This window comes from Bacillus sp. FSL M7-0307 (assembly GCF_038627835.1).
GTDB lineage: Bacteria > Bacillota > Bacilli > Bacillales > Bacillaceae > Bacillus > Bacillus altitudinis.
Window position 1 is genome coordinate 2,389,009 of sequence record NZ_CP152023.1, and the last position, 16,530, is coordinate 2,405,538.

A 16,530-nucleotide genomic window follows, 5' to 3' on the forward strand; every position below is an offset into this window, starting at 1 on the left:
CTCATCGATGATTTCAGACTAGCCATTACTAAAGTATTGACTACAAGAGCATGATGTTGAAAAGACCTTTACAACGTAAAGGTCTTTGTTCTTCTCCACCATTTACTCTCCGCGATTTTGAAGAATCGTTTGAATTTTTGTCACCATGAGGTCAATGGCCACATGATTTTGACCGCCTTCTGGGATGATGATATCGGCGTATCGTTTTGACGGTTCAATGAATTGATTGTGCATCGGTCTGACGACAGATACATATTGTTCAATCACGGAATCAATCGATCTGCCTCTTTCTTTCGTATCACGTAAAATACGGCGAATGATCCGAAGATCTGCATCTGTATCCACATACAGTTTAATATCCATTAAGTTTCTTAGACGTTCATTTTCAAGGGCAAAGATTCCTTCAACGATGATGACATCCTTTGGTTCAACATGTACCGTCTCTTCTGAACGTGTGTTTAGTTTAAAATCATAAATTGGTTTTTCAATGGACTCGTACTTTAGCAGCGCTTCTACATGCTCAATCATCAGGTCATTGTCAAATGCAAGCGGATGATCATAATTGGTCAGCAGGCGCTCTTCAAATGGCATATGACTTTGATTTTTATAATATAAATCTTGCTGAAGCATGAGGATTGAATGTCCTTTAAATTTTTCGTAAATGGAATTGGTGACGCTCGTTTTACCTGAACCCGAGCCGCCAGCGATTCCAATCACCACTGGTTTTTTCCCCATGTGCCGGTTATTTCCCCTTTCTCATCATGTTGCTAGGGTATACTTTTTGATCAAGCTTAAATTTCACAATTTGCAGTGGATGACGAGCGGCATCGAGTTCGTTCCCTTTTTCGTCCCAAATCGTCTCAATCTTGCATGTGAAATTTTCGATTTCTGGACCGAAAAATTCAACTTCGTCGCCAGCTTTAAAGAAATTACGCTGCTGTAATGTGACAATTTGTTCTTGTTCATCATAATGAAGCACAAGTCCGACGAAATCAAAGGTCGTTTTCTTTCCGTGAATGCCAAACATTTGTTCATCCGTTCCTGGTACACCTTCAAAAAAGGCAGGAGCCGTGTCACGGTTGGCACATTTGTCTAATTCATCGAGCCATTCTTGTTGAATGACGAAATTGTCTGGATCAGCACAGTAAGCATCAATGACTTTACGATAGACACTGACAACTGTTGCTACATAATGAATGGACTTCATTCGTCCTTCAATCTTTAAGCTGTCAATTCCCATTTCGATCATTTGCGGTATGGATTCGATGAGTTTTAAATCTTTTGGACTCATCGCAAATGGTGCATCTTCTTCACCGAATAAAGGCGCTTCCTCAGAGCCTTCTAGTTTATAAAGGTCATAATCCCAGCGGCAAGATTGGCAGCAGCCTCCGCGGTTTGAATCTCTCGCTGTCATATGGTTACTGAGCACGCAGCGGCCAGAATAAGCAATACACATCGCCCCGTGAATGAACGTTTCGATTTCAATATCCACTTTTTCTTTCATTTCTTTAATCTCTAGAGCGCTTGTTTCACGTGCAAGGACCACACGCTCAAGCCCCTCTTCCTTCCAAAACTGCACCGCTTTCCAATTTGAAAGAGACTGCTGTGTGCTTAAGTGGACTTCAAGCTTTGGAGCTACTCGTTTGCATGTTTCAATAATGAGTGGATCAGCGACAATAATTCCCGCTACACCGGCTCCTTCAATCCCTTGAAGATATTCTTCCAGCCCGTCCATGTTTTCGTTGTGGGCGAAAATATTCGTTGTCACATAAATGCGAGCACCGTATTTGTTCGCAAATGCGACACCTTCTGCCATTTCTTCGATTGAAAAGTTATCTGCATTTGAACGAAGTCCAAATTCTTTCCCACCAATAAAAACAGCGTCTGCTCCATAATGCACAGCAATTTTTAGTTTTTCTAAGTTTCCTGCTGGCGCTAGCAGTTCTGGTTTTTTTGTAATGACACGTTTTCCATCGATCACTTCAGAAATTCCATCTTTTAAAAGTGCCATTTCCTCTGCCTCCTTTTATCTTAATAAACCGTTTCTTTAAAGAAAAATCCTGTATCGATTGAGCGGTTGACAGGCTGGATCTCTTCAATACGCTCCACCCATTCATCTTTTTGATCTTCATAGGCTTCCTTATCAGTCACTAGTAAATCAATGGCTTTTCGATAGAGGGATGTCACCTCTGTCATATAAGAAAGTGACTTTAAAATTCCGTCAATTTTAAATGAGTCAATGCCTGCGTCGACAAATTCTTCTAATTCATCAATCATACATACATCATTTGGACTCATAATGTGTGTGCCATTTTCATCCTCAAAAATAGGATATTTGTTTTGACGCTCCTGGTCGTGAAGGAATAGACCTTCTTCCATATTTCTTCCTTCCACGTCCATTTGTTTGCCTTGATATTCAAAATAGTTGCCAACAAGTGTCCGTTTCGATTGAAACATACAAGTCATGCCGTGGACTTGAATTTCAATCTCCACTTCAGCGTTTTCTTTGATATCAATCACACTGTCCATATTGAGTTCTTTGGCAAGAACAGCACGTGTTGCGCCTTTTCTGCCCCAGTAGTTACAAGTGTAATAGTTTGTCCCAGTTGTTTCTGTACTCCAGTGTAGATTCAAGTTGACACCTGTTTCTTTTGCGGCCATGATCACTGCCGGATCTCCAAAAACGACACCATCCACGTTTAACCCATCGAGAAAGGTTAAATAATCTCCAAGCAGTGCGACACGGTCATTATGAAAAATCGCATTCATGGCCACATATACTTTTTTGTGATGTGCATGTGCGAGTTGAACCGTTTGTTGCACATCTTCTCTTGAAAACTCACCTGCAAGACGGATTCCATATGTTTGTTCACCTATTAAAAATGCGTCAGCACCCGCTTCAATGAGCGGCAGTACATCCGACACCTTGCTTGGTGTCACAAGCAATTCTGGTTTTTTCATGATTGGTCACCTCTTTTTGTACTAATGGCGATCCCATCTCCAACCGGAATGATACACGTTTGGTAGTCAGGATTTGACATCAGCCATTGATTGTATCGATCAATTTTGCCTATTAATTGTTTTTTTCGTTTATCTTCAATTTCTTCTTCATAATTTGTCGCAACTAAGCCTTTAAATAATACGTTGTCTGTAATAATCATTCCGTCATCGGACAGCATCGGTTCAAACAGCTCAAAAAAGCGTTGATACTGGCCTTTTGCCGCATCAATGAAGATCACATCATAGGGCGCCATCGTCTGAACCGTTTTAGCTGATTCGATCGCATCGCCAAAAAACACGTGAATTCTATCTTTGAAATGTAATTCTTCAATATTCCGTGTCGCTTCCTCATAACGTTTTGCATTTCGCTCAATCGTATAGATTTCAGCATCTGGCAGAGCTTCTGCCATTCGAATCGCTGAATAACCAATCGCTGTCCCAACCTCAAGAATCTTCTTCGGTTTTTTCAAAGAAAGCAGCTGCAATAACAGTTCAATGCTCACCTTTTCCATGATTGGCACATGATGCTCTTTCGCATACTCCTCTAATTGAGCGATGGCATCAGGACTCGGCTCAATTAAATCTTCAATATAATCATTTATTTGATCATCTTCGATTGTCATTATATGTCTAGCTCCTTCATGACCTGAAAAAGAAGAGTCCTGCCTGCTGCAGCTCTCTTTCTCGTCAATCTTTCGTTCATCTAAGTAAAAACAACCCGATATATTTTACCACAAAGATGTGGTAATTGCGAACCTATAAAATGGATATAACAACGAAAAAAACTGCAGGCAATTTCACCATTGTCTACAGTCTTTTTCCTCTCACATGGGCGTTAGTTGCTGCCTGTGATGTATTTCGCTTTTGCTTTGTTGTGCTCATTTAACGTTTTCGTAAAGACGACTTCGCCATTTTTCTTTGCTAGGAAGTAAACAAAATCTGTTTTCTCTGGATGGAGTGCTGCTTTCCAAGAAGATTCTCCAGCATTGGCAATAGGTCCAGGCGGCAGCCCTTTGTTTGTATACGTATTATAAGGTGATTTCACTTTTAAATCTTTGTAATAAACACGGGACTTATGCTCGCCAAGCGCATAAAGAACGGTTGGATCTGTTTGAAGCGGCATGTCCTTTTTCAACCGGTTATAAAACACACTTGAGATTTTTGCCCGGTCTGTTTTTTCGGTTGCTTCCATTTCTATTAGGGATGCCATCGTTAGGACATCATGGATGGACATCTTTCTCTTTTTCATGTCCTTTTCGTACGTTTTCACATATTGATCTGTTTGTTTAATCATCGTGTCAATGATTGTTTCAAGTGATTCATCCTCACGATAAAACGGATACGTCGCCGGGAATAAATATCCCTCTAACGGATGCTTGACTTGTTTCCCGTTCACTTGTGATGTCACCGTTTTCGGGTATTTTTTCATCAATTTTTTAATAAAGGCTGGATCATCCAGCTTCGCTTCAACTTCTTTCGCTGAAAAATTCGTCTGGTTTGCAATAATGGCTGCAATATCAGACAACTGTTTCCCTTCAGGTATCACAAGCTGAAATGCGTAGTCTGTCCCGCCAGATGTCAGCTTTTGAATCAGCTGATCCGCATCCATTGTTTGTTTGAGATGAAAATAGCCCGCTTTAAAGCCTGACGCTTTTTTGTACTTTGCATAGTAAGTGAAAATCGTGTCATTTGAAATCAGTTCATTTTCTTTTAAAATGCTCGCAATTCCACTGACAGATGTCCCATTTGGAATATGAATATTAATGGTTTGTTTGCTTTTTTGATCGACCGGCCCGAGTGCTGATTTTACATATAAAAAACCTGATAATGCTGCAATGATGATCACAGCAAGTACAGATAACAGGACGATCCCCATTTTTCGTTTAAAAAATGGTCGTTTCTTTTGTTCTGAAAACATGCATGGCCCTCCTCACATCTAGCTTTTATAGTACATGATTCGACGGAGTTCGGCAATTACTTGCTCATGCATGTCATGACAGAACTTGCCATAGTACGGCTAAGCCGACACCGCCCCCACTGCCAATTGCAGCCATGACATAGCTTCCATTCGGTAAGGCGCGGGCTTCGTAAAACAGTCTCACCATCATAGCAGCTCCCGAGGCGCTATATGGATGCCCAAGACAAAGCGCACCGCCTCTTTTATTGATACGGTCATAAGGAATACCTAGTGTCCGGGCAATGAGCACTACTTTGAGCGCAAACGCTTCATTGATTTCAAAAAGTGCAACATCTTCTATCTTCACCTGTTCTTTATGTAAAAGTTTCTTGATTGCATCAATTGGTGAAGCAGCAGGATAATGCGGGTCCATAGCGGTCACGGCACTCCCGATATACCGCAGCATAGGGCTGAAGCCTTTTGCCTCCGCTTCCGCTCTTTCCATCACAACGACGGCAGCTGCACCATCTGCCTCTTTACAGCTATTGGTCACAGTCACAGTACCTTTGCCTGGTAAAAAGACAGGTTTTGCCCGCTTTATCAAGCTTGCAATCGGTCTTATTTTAGCTGCCGCTTCATCTGTGCTCATCCCGCTAATCGGAACAATTTCTTCTGAATACGTTCCTTGCTTGAATGCGGTTATACTTCGTTCCCAGCTTAAAAGTGCATAGTCATCTTGCTCTTGTCTCGCAACTGAAAATCTCGACGCCGTCAGCTCTGCCGCTTCCCCCATATGAGGGTCCCCTATCCACTCTGGAGAAAAGCGGGCCCTTTCTTTCATTGGTGACCGAGAAATGCTTTCCGTTCCACCAGCGATATACATTGATCCCTCCCCCGACTGAATCATGATGCACGCTGTTCTAATGGCTTCAAGACCAGAAGCACACTGCCTATCAATGGTCATACCCGGAATATGTAATGAAAGCCCTGCTTCTAACGAAGACAGACGGGCAATGTTGCCACCACCCCCGACGACATTGCCTAAAATGATGTCATCTGGCTTGGTCACGTTTGAAAAATGCTGGATCAAGGGCGCGGCTAGATGCTCTGGCCGGTAATCCTTCAACATTCCATTTTTCTCACCGAAAGGCGTCCGCTTCGCTTGTACGATCACGGCTTGCATGATAATTGTTCCTCCGCCCACTTTTTCATACTGGCACGAGCGATTTTCCCTCCTGATGTTTCGATCATTTTGTCCGTGACGAGCCATTTTTTTGGTACTTTGTATGCCGCTAATGTTTCTTTTACAGCTTGCCGAATGGTTTTTGTTTGCTGTACATTCTCAATAATGGCAACAGGGATTTCGCCCCAATATGGATCAGTAAGTCCAATCACGATTGACCGATTCACCTCTGGCTGTTCATTCAGCACACGCTCAATTTCCTCTGGAAAAATATTCAGTCCCCCATAGACAATCATGCCATTCTCGCGGCCGCTCATATACAAGTAACCATCTTCGTCAAGCCACCCCATATCATAAACGGTCAGCCACTCCTCAGGCGGCTTTTCATCTTGTAAATAGCCTGAAAAAGACATTGGGCTTTTCACATAAATTCTCCCGATTTCATTTGGCTTGCAAACGGTTTGATCTGCCATCCTGATTTCAACCTGAATAGAAGGAAAAGGCTTTCCGACAGAAGTAGGCTTTTGCAAAAAATCATCTGAAGATAAATAGGAGACAAAGCTCAATTCTGATGTTCCATAAAAATCAAAAAATGTGATGTGAAGATAGCGGTTGACGAGCTGTTTTTTTGAAGAGTTTCCCCAATCTGCACCAGACGATAGGACAAGAAGCGGATTTTTTCCGAAAGCATCCATTTGCAGTAACGATTCTGTCATGGTCGGAACCGTATAAATAGCCGTGATGTCTCCTCTTTCTAAGATGTTCTTTGCTTTATCTGGCACAAATTTTTCTAACAATGTCACGGTGCCCCCGAAATAAAGTGTGCTGATCGCACCGTATAAAAAATGAGAAGATAAAAGTGTGCCCAAAATCAGTACATGATCTTTATGTGTGATCCGAAAGACGGAGGTTGTCATTTGAAAGCTCTCGATCCATGACTGCTGGCGTCTTATAAAGGCTTTGGGCGATCCCGTTGATCCTGAAGTAAATCCCATATAAAAAGCAGGATCTTCCTCCGTATTACTTTTGTTTGATTGAACGTTTACGCTGAGACTGATTCTTTCTTTCCATTCAGATAAAGAGAACACTGGCATGTCCAGCTTGTACTTTTCAATCCTTTTGATATATCGATCTTCCACAATGACAAGGTCCGCGTCGCTTAATAAGAGCTTTTCCGCGCATTCCTTGTCACTCCACCGCGGATCAAGAGGCACCGCTGTCCACCCTGCAGAAGCTGCGCCAGCAAAGAGTTGGAGAAACGGAACACCATTTGATAATAAAAAAGCGACTCTTTTTTGCTGATGAGGCGTTTCTTTTAACCATTGTGCAGATGACTGCACACGCTCATGCCATTCTTCATAAGTGATCTTCTCTTTTTCATCTATAATCGCCATCTGATCTGGCTTCACTTTTGCATGAGCTGCATAGCTTTCCGTTATTCTCATCAAACTGCTCGCCTCCCTCTATGTAAGTCCCTTTTTCGATATGACATCGCTTGAATGATTTTCACCGTGAAGACGGCACATATTCCTGCTTTGATCAGATCACCCGGTAAATAAATGACGCTGAACAGAGCTGCTTGCGTGATCTTTATATGCATCATCATGGCTTGAAAAGGAATTCCGCCTATATATAATATCCCGATACTGCATACCGCATAGATCAAAAATAGTCGTAAGGCCGTCACTTTCTTCAGCCGGTTCAGCCACAGGCTGATCATAAAGGCAGCCACTGGATAAGCAATTAAAAAACCGCCGCTTGGCCCAAAAAAGACCCCTATACCGCCTCTCCCTCCAGATAAAAGAGGTGCGCCTGCTGCCACTATTAGGAGAAACAGAAGTAAACTAATCAGCGCTTGCTTTGGTTTTAACAGCCCACCAGCAAGCAAAAGACCTGCGGTTTGCATTGTGATTGGTACAGGTGTAAACGCAAGAAAAATAGGCGGAATCAACCCTAACATCCCAATAACTGCTGTCATTAATGCCATTTGCATCATATCGTGAATTTTCAACATTCATACCCCTCACTCGATTCATTGTTAAAAATAGAGTAAAAGGAACAGTCCATTATGTCAACTTAAAATAAATTTAAGTTGACATAATGGATGTAAAAAAGAATTGACTTAATATAAAACTTTAATTCCTCTAGGCTTGAAGTTGAATGTCGGCGTTAACATCATGTCTTTAAATTAAACTTAATTTAACTGTAGATCTATTTATTTCCTGATTAACTAAATGCTATTATTTTCTTGATAAGGATATATTTCATTAATACCTATATCTTATCTTACTAGGAGATACAAATGAGTGAAAGTACATACTGGAGGAAACACATTTTGCGTAAAATCTTTTATATTTTAATGATACTAATTGGTTCAGTAACTCTTTTATATCTAGGCGGATGTAGTCAAAAAAAGACCGTTTCAGAAGATCATAAAATAGAGTTTAAAATTGAGGACAAAGAATTTGGTCATACAACTATGCTCAACTATCTTGTGACAAACTCTGTTTCAGCCATTGGAGATCGTTTATTTTTAAGTGTAGATGACCATAGTCCTTCAAAGATGGCAAATAAAGTAGTTGAATTTAATAGAAAGACACAGAAAAGCAACATACTATTTACAACCACTTTCGAGCGTTCTTCCATTCAAGGTTTAAAAGCTAATAAAGACTGGGTCGTTTGGATTGACAGTGATGAATTAGGCGGACAGATGAATTATTACGTCATGAATTTGAGCACACAAGAGATAGAGTCGATCAAAAAGAATAACACTTCGGAGACATTAAGTGACACTCTTGAATTAACAGGTCATCGTGCAGTGTGGATATCTCATGATGAAGAAAAGGATGCTACTCATATTTATATGAAAGATCTCAAAAAAAAGCAGACGAAAAAGCTCTTTAAACTAGACTCAATGAATAACGCCCATCTCTCTGTTCACAATGATAAGCTCCTCTTTTTTAATAAAGACAATGGAAAGCAGCAAGCATACACTTACAATCTGACTACTGAGTCGCTTAAAAAAATTCCATTGAATCAAAGTTTAATCAATAATGGTCAACTCATTAACGACCATCAATTTGTTTACGAGAAGGCTTTTACTGACTCCGAAGGAACAATCAATAAAAGCCAATTAATCTTTTATGACATAAACACAAAAAAATCAAACTAATTAAGAACACTGATTCGGGTATCGGATCGATCGTGATTGATGATCATAATCGATTTTTCGTCGAAACAGATGAACCTAAAAAGAGTGGTTACACGATACTTAAAGAAAAGAACGATTCCATCAAAAAAATTGGTTCCCTAAAGAAAGAAAATTATTTTCATTTAACATTTGATCATGGTCTTTATTTACTTAACTTTCAAAATGCACAACGAAATAATCAAAAATTAACCATCACTTCAAAGCTTCCATAAATAATAAAAGGCCTGTGATCATGCAGATAACTCTTATCTGCTTCACAGGCCTTTTATTCGTTCTATTCTTCTTCGTCTTCTTGATCTAAGAACGTATTTAACGTTTCTTCAATCATGTCCCACTCTTCATCCGTTTCAATTGGCTCTAATTCGCCATCTTCACCGTCTTCATTTGGTGTGAAGCTTGATGCATGAATTTCAATTTCTTCGTTATCTTGTTCAGAAATTGGGTAGTAAAGAACATATGATTTGTTAAAATGGTCGCTTTCAAAAGTAAATAGTACTTCGCAAAGCTGCTCATTTCCATTATCATCAACGATTGTAATTTGCTTTTCTCCGTGTTCCATTTGATTCACCTCATTTTAATTTAAGCTGTCTAAGTACCCTTGAAGGATCATAACAGCCGCCATTTTATCAATGACTTTTTTACGCTTTTGTCTGCTCACATCTGCAGAGATGAGCATTTTTTCTGCTGCCATCGTTGACAGACGCTCGTCCCAAAGCACAACAGGAACATTGTACGTGTTTTCTAACACTTTCGCAAATGATTGGCTGGCCTCGCCTCTTGGACCGACCGTACCGTTCATATTTTTTGGAAAACCAAGGACAATTTTATCCGTTCCATATTGCGAGACGATCTCAGACAGGCGGCTGAGACCAAAGTCTCCGCCTGCTTCATCAATTTTAATGGTTTCAATCCCTTGAGCTGTCCATCCCATTTCATCACTGATTGCCACACCAAGGGTTTTCGTGCCTAAATCTAAGCCTAAAATTCTCATGTTTTACGCCTCTTTATGTGTCTCTAAGTACGATTTAACCAATTCCTCAATTAATTCGTCTCGTTCTAGTTTACGAATTAGGTTGCGTGCATCCTGATGTCTTGGAATATAAGCAGGGTCGCCTGACAGCAAGTATCCGACAATTTGATTGATCGGGTTGTATCCTTTTTCTTGGAGTGCGTCATAAACTGTTATGAGCACTTCATTCACATTGGTTTCAGCTGAATCATCAGAGAAGTTAAACTTCATTGTCTTATCAAATGAACTCACTGCTTCTTGCACCTCTCTTCCAACATTCTACTAGCAAGCTTTTTTCTAACCGCTCATCTAATACCATTATTCTACACTACATTGACTGATTATAAAACGGATTTGACAGATTCTTCGACAGTTGCCAGTGCTTCTTCAAGCTTTTCTGGCTGTTTCCCGCCTGCTTGTGCCATATCTGGGCGTCCGCCTCCGCCTCCGCCGCAAATTTCAGCTGCCTGCTTCACAAGTTTTCCTGCATGAAGACCTTTTTCAATGACGTCTTTCGTCACACCGGCTGAAATGTTGACTTTTCCATTTTGAACGGCACCAAGTACGATGACAGCTGAACCTAATTTCGCTTTTAAGTCATCAACCATCGTTCTTAAATGGTTCATGTCTTTGGCGTTTACTTTTTCAGTTAACACGTTCACTCCGCCAACTTCGATGACTTTTTCTAAAATAGAGCCAGCTTCTGCTTGACTTAATTTCGCAAGAAGTGATTCGTTTTCTCTTTGAACTTCTTTTAAATCAGCCTGCAAGGAAGCGATGCGTTTTGGTACATCTTTTGTATTTGATTTCAGTTCATTAGCTGCCTTTTCTAAAATCGCAAGCTGATCATTTAATTCTTCATAAGCACCTTTACCTGTTACAGCCTCAATACGGCGTGTTCCAGCACCAATACCCGATTCAGATGCAATTTTAAACAATCCGATCTCTGCAGTGTTTTGAACGTGACAGCCTCCGCATAACTCGATGCTGTAATCACCCACTTGCACAACACGGACAATATCGCCATACTTCTCGCCAAACAGCGCCATTGCGCCCATTTCTTTTGCTTCAGCAATTGGTTTCAGGTCAATGGCAACCGAAATGCCTTCCCAAATCTTTTCGTTGACGATTTTTTCAATTTGTGACAATTCTTCTTTCGTTACTTGTCCAAAGTGAGAAAAGTCAAAGCGAAGTCTGTTTTCATTCACAAGTGAACCCGCTTGGTTAACGTGGCTGCCCAATACATCTTTTAGCGCTTGGTGCAAAAGATGTGTCGCTGTGTGATTTTTCACAATGCCTTTTCGAAGCGCTGATTCGACTTCTGCAGTGACTTCAATGCCTTTTTGAACCGTACCACTTACGACGACTCCTTCGTGGACATGCTGGCCGTTTGGCGCCTTTTTCACATCTTTGATATCAATGATCGCTTCGGCACTTTTTAACGTTCCTTTATCCGCCACTTGTCCGCCGCTTTCCGCATAGAAAGGTGTTTCATCTAATAAAATTTGCACCGTTTCCCCTTCGTGAGCTTCTGTGACAATTTCACCGTTTTGAAGCAATTCGATAATGCGAGCATCTGCAGTTAAATTTTCGTAGCCAACAAACGTACTTTCTGCTTTAATATCGCCTAAAGCCCCGCCTTGAACCTGCATACTACCCACATCTTGTCTGGCATTTCTTGCACGTTCACGCTGCTTCTCCATTTCTAGCTGGAAGCCTTCACGATCGACTGTCATGTTCTCATCTTCTGCATATTCTTCCGTGAGTTCGACCGGGAATCCATATGTGTCATAAAGCTTAAACACATCTTTACCGGAAATTTGTGAGCTGCCATTGTCTCGTTCTTTTTTGATCACTTCTGATAAAATGGCTAACCCTTCATTCAGTGTCTCATGGAAACGCTCTTCTTCATTTTTGATCACTTTTGCAATAAATTCTTCTTTTGCTTGAACATCTGGATAGAAATCCTTCATGATCTCCGCAACAACTGGAACTAGGTCATACATAAATGGACGGTGGATATGGATCGTTTTTGCATAACGCACAGCACGGCGCAGCAAACGTCTTAACACATAACCTCGGCCTTCATTAGAAGGAAGTGCTCCGTCACTGACGGCAAAGGCAACAGTACGAATATGGTCAGCAATGACTTTAAATGCTGTGTCTTTTTCTTTTGACTCCCCATAGCTTTCTCCAGAAATCGTTTCTACTGCACGAATAATCGGCATGAACAGGTCTGTATCAAAGTTCGTCGGTACGTTTTGAATCACAGAGACCATACGCTCAAGACCCATTCCTGTATCAATGTTTTTCTTCGGAAGCGGTGTGTATGTACCATCTGGATTATGGTTAAATTCTGAAAAAACAAGATTCCATACTTCTAGATAACGTTCATTTTCTCCGCCTGGATATAATTCAGGGTCGTTCATGTCGTTGCCATATGCTTCGCCGCGATCATAGAAAATTTCTGTATTCGGACCACTTGGCCCCTCGCCAATATCCCAGAAGTTGCCCTCTAGACGAATAATTCGTTCCTCAGGGACACCCATTTTATCTCTCCAAAGAACATACGCTTCTTCATCCTCTGGATGTACCGTTACAGATAACAGATTCGGATCAAAGCCAATCCACTCGTCACTTGTGAGGAATTCCCAAGCCCATTCGATTGCCTCTTCTTTGAAATAGTCTCCAATAGAGAAGTTGCCCAGCATTTCAAAAAACGTATGATGGCGTGCTGTTTTCCCTACATTTTCAATGTCATTTGTACGAATTGATTTTTGTGCGTTGCATATACGTGGATTCTCAGGCACGACGCGGCCATCGAAGTATTTCTTTAATGTTGCCACCCCGCTGTTAATCCATAAAAGTGTTGGATCGTCATGCGGTACGAGGGACGCACTCGGTTCGACAGCATGTCCTTTTTCTTTAAAAAAATCTAAAAACATTTGACGTACTTGAGCTGAAGTTAAAGTTTTCATCATAAATCCTCCTTTATTATTCCTCAATCTTCACACAAACGAAAAAACATCCCGCCCTATGCAAGCAAAAAACTACTTACACAGGGACGAGATGCTCTCGCGGTACCACCCTGATTATAGACATATGCGTCTATCACCTTCAAATCCGATAACGCCGGAAGAGAGCGGCAGTGTTTATCTGCACTCGGGACTAGCTTCCGTTAAAGGTCTGATAAGGCTTTTCTCAGCAAATAAAGCCTCTCTCTGCAACAGCTTTTTAACGTACTAGGGTCCGTCATTGAATTCAATATGTATGAATCGAAATTATTATAGACAACTCGGCTCGTCTTGTCAATGAACGCTTCGTCTCATGTGAATATATTGCACAATAATGACCCTCATAATGGCTGCGGACGGCACGGCTAAAATCATTCCAATCAAGCCAAACAGCTCACCTCCAGCGAGTAACACCAGCATGATTACGACAGGATGCATATGCAGGCTTCTCCCGACAATGATCGGACTCAGTACATTGCTTTCTAAAAATTGAAGCACGGCTACTGTAATTAGCACAATGATCACTGACTTCACTGAGATGGTAAAAGCGATAAAGACAGCTGGAATCGCTCCAATAATCGGGCCAAAATACGGAATGACATTCGTTGCGCCGATTAACATACCTAGTACAAGCGGATATGGAATATGAAACAGCCAAAGAACAATGGCGGCAGCACCTCCAATTAAAGAACAGACAAGCAATTGCCCTCTAATATAATCCCCAAGTGAGTCATCCACTGCTTTCACAAAGGCATGTCCCCTTTTTCGGAAGCTTGGCGGGGTTAAATACCATGCTGCCCGCTTCATCGTGTTCATATCTTTCACCATATAAAAAACAAGAAACGGAATAAGTGCAGCAACTAAGGCGTAATCAAGCAGTACTTTACAGCTAAGAATCATCCGCTCTGCCCCATTTGCGGCATACGTCTCAGATTGGACAATAAAACGATCCAGCCGTTCATGTAGTCCATCAGGCCAGTGGCTTGTATGACGATGAACATGTGATAAAGCACCATTATACGTTTCGGCAAGCATGGGAATTTGCTCCGACAATTCATTTAACTGAGCGATTAAAACCGGTGCCCCTTTATACACAGCCAAACCAATGCCGCCAAAAAACAGCACATATATCAATAAGAGACTGACCGTCCTTGGCAAACCTCGCTTATGTAGTCTTTCAACAATTGGATAAAGAAGATAAGAAATAAAAATAGCGATAAGAAGCGGGATCAAAACCGCTTTAAGCAATAAAAAAATAGGCATCCATAACTCGTCGAGCTGAACCAAAATGAGTAAAGACGCAAGGACAAGCAGTACACCTGCAGCATATATTAGAAACTCGATCGGACGTTTCTTCACCTTTTTCACCTCTCTTCTTATTGTTTAACCAACTTCTGCAATTATCCATGTAAATAAAATTTGTCCTAACTTTGTTAAAAATGAATACACATGAAACATACGGCTCCATCCAAAGTCACTGTTTGCTGTAAAATCTCGTTAGAAAACATTCCATTATTTTCTTATTTTTACCTCATTTATGCTAGAATCCGCTTTAGCTCAATCATTAGAAGAGGAGGTTCTTCATGATCACATTCGAAGAAGTCAACAAGCATTACGGCCAGTTCCATGTACTTAAGGACATTAACCTACATATTCAAAAAGGTGAGGTTGTTGTGATCATCGGTCCTTCAGGGTCTGGAAAAAGCACGATGCTCAGATGTATTAATCGTCTTGAAAGCATTGATGAAGGAAAAGTCCTTGTCAATCAAGTGTCTGTTCAGCATCCGAAAACAAACATCAATCTCATCAGGCAAAATATCGGGATGGTGTTTCAGCACTTCCATCTTTATCCGCATAAGACGGTGCTTGAAAACATTATGCTTGCGCCGATGAAGGTTAAAAAAGTGAGCAAAGAAGAAGCAAAGGAAACAGCTGAATTTTATTTAAATAAAGTTGGCATTCCTGAAAAAGCAGACACCTACCCTTCTAGACTCTCAGGAGGACAGCAGCAGCGTGTGGCAATCGCAAGGGGACTTGCAATGAAACCTGAGGTCATGCTTTTCGATGAACCAACATCAGCTCTTGATCCAGAGATGATCGGTGAGGTGCTAGATGTGATGAAACAGCTGGCAAGGGAAGGAATGACAATGGTCGTTGTCACACACGAGATGGGGTTTGCCCGTGAAGTCGCAGACCGTATTGTGTTTATTGATGAAGGAAGAATTCTTGAAGAATCTACACCAGCTGCCTTTTATGAAAAACCGCGCGAGAAACGCGCTCAGCTCTTTTTAAGCCGTATTTTAAATCACTAGGGGGAATGAATTTGATGAAAAAAATGAAACGCTTTGGCCTATTACTGTTGATGACTTGCTGTATGATCGCTCTCGCTGCCTGCGGCTCTGCCGAGAAAGGCTCAACCGATGCAAAACAAGGCAGCTCATTAGAAGCCATTAAGAAAGACAAAAAAATCGTTTTCGGTGTGAAAAACGATACTCGTTTATTCGGTCTAAAAAACCCTAGTAGCGGGGATATTGAAGGGTTTGATATTGATATCGCAAAAGCGATCACTAAAGAAATGCTCGGTGATGAAGGAAAAGCAGAATTTAAAGAAGTGACATCTAAAACAAGAATTCCTTTACTCCAAAAAGGAGATATTCATGCCATTGTTGCCACAATGACGATCACAGAAGAGCGTAAAAAAGAGGTCAATTTCTCAGATGTTTACTTTGAAGCAGGACAATCACTGCTTGTGAAAAAAGGCAGCGACATTCAATCGATTGATGATCTTAAAAAAGGTACGAAGGTGCTTGCAGTGAAAGGGTCCACTTCTTCTCAAAACATTCGCGAAAAGGCACCAGAAGCATCCGTTTTAGAATTTGAAAATTACCAAGAAGCCTTTACAGCCTTAAAATCAAATCAAGGGCAAGTTCTGACAACTGATAATGCAATTTTATTTGGCATGGCAGACGAAGATTCAAATTATGAAGTCGTTGGTGGAACATTTACCGATGAGCCATATGGCATTGCTGTGAAAAAAGGCGATGAAGAATTGACAGAAGCCATTAATAAAGCGTTAAAGGCATTAAAAGACAATGGAGAGTATGACAAGATTCATAAAAAATGGATCAAAGAATAATCAATTGACTCAATCAACCTCAACACCCTCAGAAGAGCCGCTTGCCGGCTCCTCTGTTGATTAGGAAGGAAGTGAACTGA

General features: G+C 41.1%; 16 protein-coding genes and 1 other annotated feature. Of the genes, 3 read left to right on the top strand and 13 right to left on the bottom strand.

Features of this window, described 5'->3' with window-relative positions:
* Positions 1-102: 102 nt before the first annotated feature.
* The 8 genes from udk to MHI41_RS12285 form a co-directional block, all read right to left on the bottom strand.
* Positions 103-735, bottom strand: coding sequence for a uridine kinase (udk, locus tag MHI41_RS12250; RefSeq protein WP_007501435.1), 633 nt, complete (start codon positions 733-735; stop codon positions 103-105).
* 7 nt (positions 736-742) lie between these two features.
* Positions 743-2,011, bottom strand: a complete 1,269-nt coding sequence (locus MHI41_RS12255) for a U32 family peptidase (protein WP_017358097.1) — start codon at positions 2,009-2,011, stop codon at positions 743-745.
* A 20-nt stretch (positions 2,012-2,031) separates the two neighbouring features.
* Positions 2,032-2,961 carry a peptidase U32 family protein gene (locus tag MHI41_RS12260; protein ID WP_317327684.1) on the bottom strand — a complete coding sequence of 310 codons (930 nt, stop codon included), beginning with the start codon at positions 2,959-2,961 and terminating at the stop codon, positions 2,032-2,034.
* Complete coding sequence (locus MHI41_RS12265; RefSeq protein ID WP_008342672.1) at positions 2,958-3,623, bottom strand: O-methyltransferase; 666 nt, start codon at positions 3,621-3,623, stop codon at positions 2,958-2,960. The genes MHI41_RS12260 and MHI41_RS12265 overlap by 4 nt, the downstream gene beginning before the upstream one ends.
* 212 nt (positions 3,624-3,835) lie before the next feature.
* Complete coding sequence (mltG, locus tag MHI41_RS12270) at positions 3,836-4,918, bottom strand: endolytic transglycosylase MltG (RefSeq protein WP_035701691.1); 1,083 nt, start codon at positions 4,916-4,918, stop codon at positions 3,836-3,838.
* Between the two features lie 73 nt (positions 4,919-4,991).
* The gene (locus tag MHI41_RS12275) at positions 4,992-6,080 is read right to left on the bottom strand and encodes an acetyl-CoA C-acyltransferase (RefSeq protein ID WP_342494219.1); all 1,089 of its coding nucleotides are present in this window, start codon (positions 6,078-6,080) and stop codon (positions 4,992-4,994) included.
* On the bottom strand, positions 6,068-7,525 hold the full coding sequence (locus tag MHI41_RS12280; protein ID WP_342494220.1) for an acyl-CoA synthetase: 1,458 nt from the start codon (positions 7,523-7,525) through the stop codon (positions 6,068-6,070). Before MHI41_RS12280 ends, MHI41_RS12275 begins: the two co-directional genes overlap by 13 nt.
* Positions 7,525-8,094 (bottom strand): biotin transporter BioY, encoded by a 570-nt coding sequence (locus tag MHI41_RS12285; RefSeq protein WP_272511741.1) that lies wholly within the window; start codon positions 8,092-8,094, stop codon positions 7,525-7,527. Before MHI41_RS12285 ends, MHI41_RS12280 begins: the two co-directional genes overlap by 1 nt.
* A gap of 288 nt (positions 8,095-8,382) precedes the next feature.
* Between MHI41_RS12285 and MHI41_RS12290 the strand changes: the two genes are divergently transcribed.
* The gene (locus tag MHI41_RS12290; RefSeq protein WP_342494221.1) at positions 8,383-9,252 is read left to right on the top strand and encodes a hypothetical protein; all 870 of its coding nucleotides are present in this window, start codon (positions 8,383-8,385) and stop codon (positions 9,250-9,252) included.
* A gap of 313 nt (positions 9,253-9,565) precedes the next feature.
* Here the strand turns inward: MHI41_RS12290 and MHI41_RS12295 are convergent, their stop codons facing one another.
* The 5 genes from MHI41_RS12295 to MHI41_RS12315 form a co-directional block, all read right to left on the bottom strand.
* Complete coding sequence (locus MHI41_RS12295) at positions 9,566-9,850, bottom strand: DUF1292 domain-containing protein (protein ID WP_017358102.1); 285 nt, start codon at positions 9,848-9,850, stop codon at positions 9,566-9,568.
* A 15-nt stretch (positions 9,851-9,865) separates the two neighbouring features.
* On the bottom strand, positions 9,866-10,282 hold the full coding sequence (gene ruvX, locus MHI41_RS12300; RefSeq protein ID WP_003216519.1) for a Holliday junction resolvase RuvX: 417 nt from the start codon (positions 10,280-10,282) through the stop codon (positions 9,866-9,868).
* 3 nt (positions 10,283-10,285) lie between these two features.
* A complete protein-coding gene (locus MHI41_RS12305) occupies positions 10,286-10,552 on the bottom strand; it encodes an IreB family regulatory phosphoprotein (RefSeq protein WP_024718370.1) in 267 nt (88 codons plus the stop codon).
* An 89-nt stretch (positions 10,553-10,641) separates the two neighbouring features.
* A complete protein-coding gene (alaS, locus tag MHI41_RS12310) occupies positions 10,642-13,278 on the bottom strand; it encodes an alanine--tRNA ligase (protein WP_017358103.1) in 2,637 nt (878 codons plus the stop codon).
* A gap of 79 nt (positions 13,279-13,357) precedes the next feature.
* Positions 13,358-13,565, bottom strand: a binding site (T-box leader).
* A 43-nt stretch (positions 13,566-13,608) separates the two neighbouring features.
* Positions 13,609-14,673, bottom strand: a complete 1,065-nt coding sequence (locus MHI41_RS12315) for an AI-2E family transporter (RefSeq protein ID WP_017358104.1) — start codon at positions 14,671-14,673, stop codon at positions 13,609-13,611.
* A 224-nt stretch (positions 14,674-14,897) separates the two neighbouring features.
* Here MHI41_RS12315 and MHI41_RS12320 point away from each other — a divergent pair, with 224 nt between their 5' ends.
* Positions 14,898-15,626: an amino acid ABC transporter ATP-binding protein gene (locus MHI41_RS12320; RefSeq protein ID WP_007501456.1), complete on the top strand. Its 729-nt coding sequence runs from the start codon at positions 14,898-14,900 to the stop codon at positions 15,624-15,626.
* A 14-nt stretch (positions 15,627-15,640) separates the two neighbouring features.
* A complete protein-coding gene (locus MHI41_RS12325; protein WP_008342689.1) occupies positions 15,641-16,450 on the top strand; it encodes a transporter substrate-binding domain-containing protein in 810 nt (269 codons plus the stop codon).
* Positions 16,451-16,530: the final 80 nt, after the last annotated feature.

Excerpts from the sequence above, each read along its gene's own strand:
- MHI41_RS12265 (WP_008342672.1), bottom strand. The coding sequence starts at position 3,623 with ATGACAATCGAAGATGATCAAATAAATGATTATATTGAAGATTTAATT.
- MHI41_RS12295 (WP_017358102.1), bottom strand. The coding sequence starts at position 9,850 with ATGGAACACGGAGAAAAGCAAATTACAATCGTTGATGATAATGGAAAT.
- MHI41_RS12325 (WP_008342689.1), top strand. The coding sequence starts at position 15,641 with ATGAAAAAAATGAAACGCTTTGGCCTATTACTGTTGATGACTTGCTGT.
- MHI41_RS12290 (WP_342494221.1), top strand. The coding sequence starts at position 8,383 with ATGAGTGAAAGTACATACTGGAGGAAACACATTTTGCGTAAAATCTTT.
- udk (WP_007501435.1), bottom strand. The coding sequence starts at position 735 with ATGGGGAAAAAACCAGTGGTGATTGGAATCGCTGGCGGCTCGGGTTCA.
- MHI41_RS12260 (WP_317327684.1), bottom strand. The coding sequence starts at position 2,961 with ATGAAAAAACCAGAATTGCTTGTGACACCAAGCAAGGTGTCGGATGTA.
- MHI41_RS12280 (WP_342494220.1), bottom strand. The coding sequence starts at position 7,525 with ATGAGAATAACGGAAAGCTATGCAGCTCATGCAAAAGTGAAGCCAGAT.
- MHI41_RS12255 (WP_017358097.1), bottom strand. The coding sequence starts at position 2,011 with ATGGCACTTTTAAAAGATGGAATTTCTGAAGTGATCGATGGAAAACGT.
- ruvX (WP_003216519.1), bottom strand. The coding sequence starts at position 10,282 with ATGAGAATTTTAGGCTTAGATTTAGGCACGAAAACCCTTGGTGTGGCA.
- alaS (WP_017358103.1), bottom strand. The coding sequence starts at position 13,278 with ATGAAAACTTTAACTTCAGCTCAAGTACGTCAAATGTTTTTAGATTTT.
- MHI41_RS12285 (WP_272511741.1), bottom strand. The coding sequence starts at position 8,094 with ATGTTGAAAATTCACGATATGATGCAAATGGCATTAATGACAGCAGTT.
- mltG (WP_035701691.1), bottom strand. The coding sequence starts at position 4,918 with ATGTTTTCAGAACAAAAGAAACGACCATTTTTTAAACGAAAAATGGGG.
- MHI41_RS12320 (WP_007501456.1), top strand. The coding sequence starts at position 14,898 with ATGATCACATTCGAAGAAGTCAACAAGCATTACGGCCAGTTCCATGTA.
- MHI41_RS12275 (WP_342494219.1), bottom strand. The coding sequence starts at position 6,080 with ATGCAAGCCGTGATCGTACAAGCGAAGCGGACGCCTTTCGGTGAGAAA.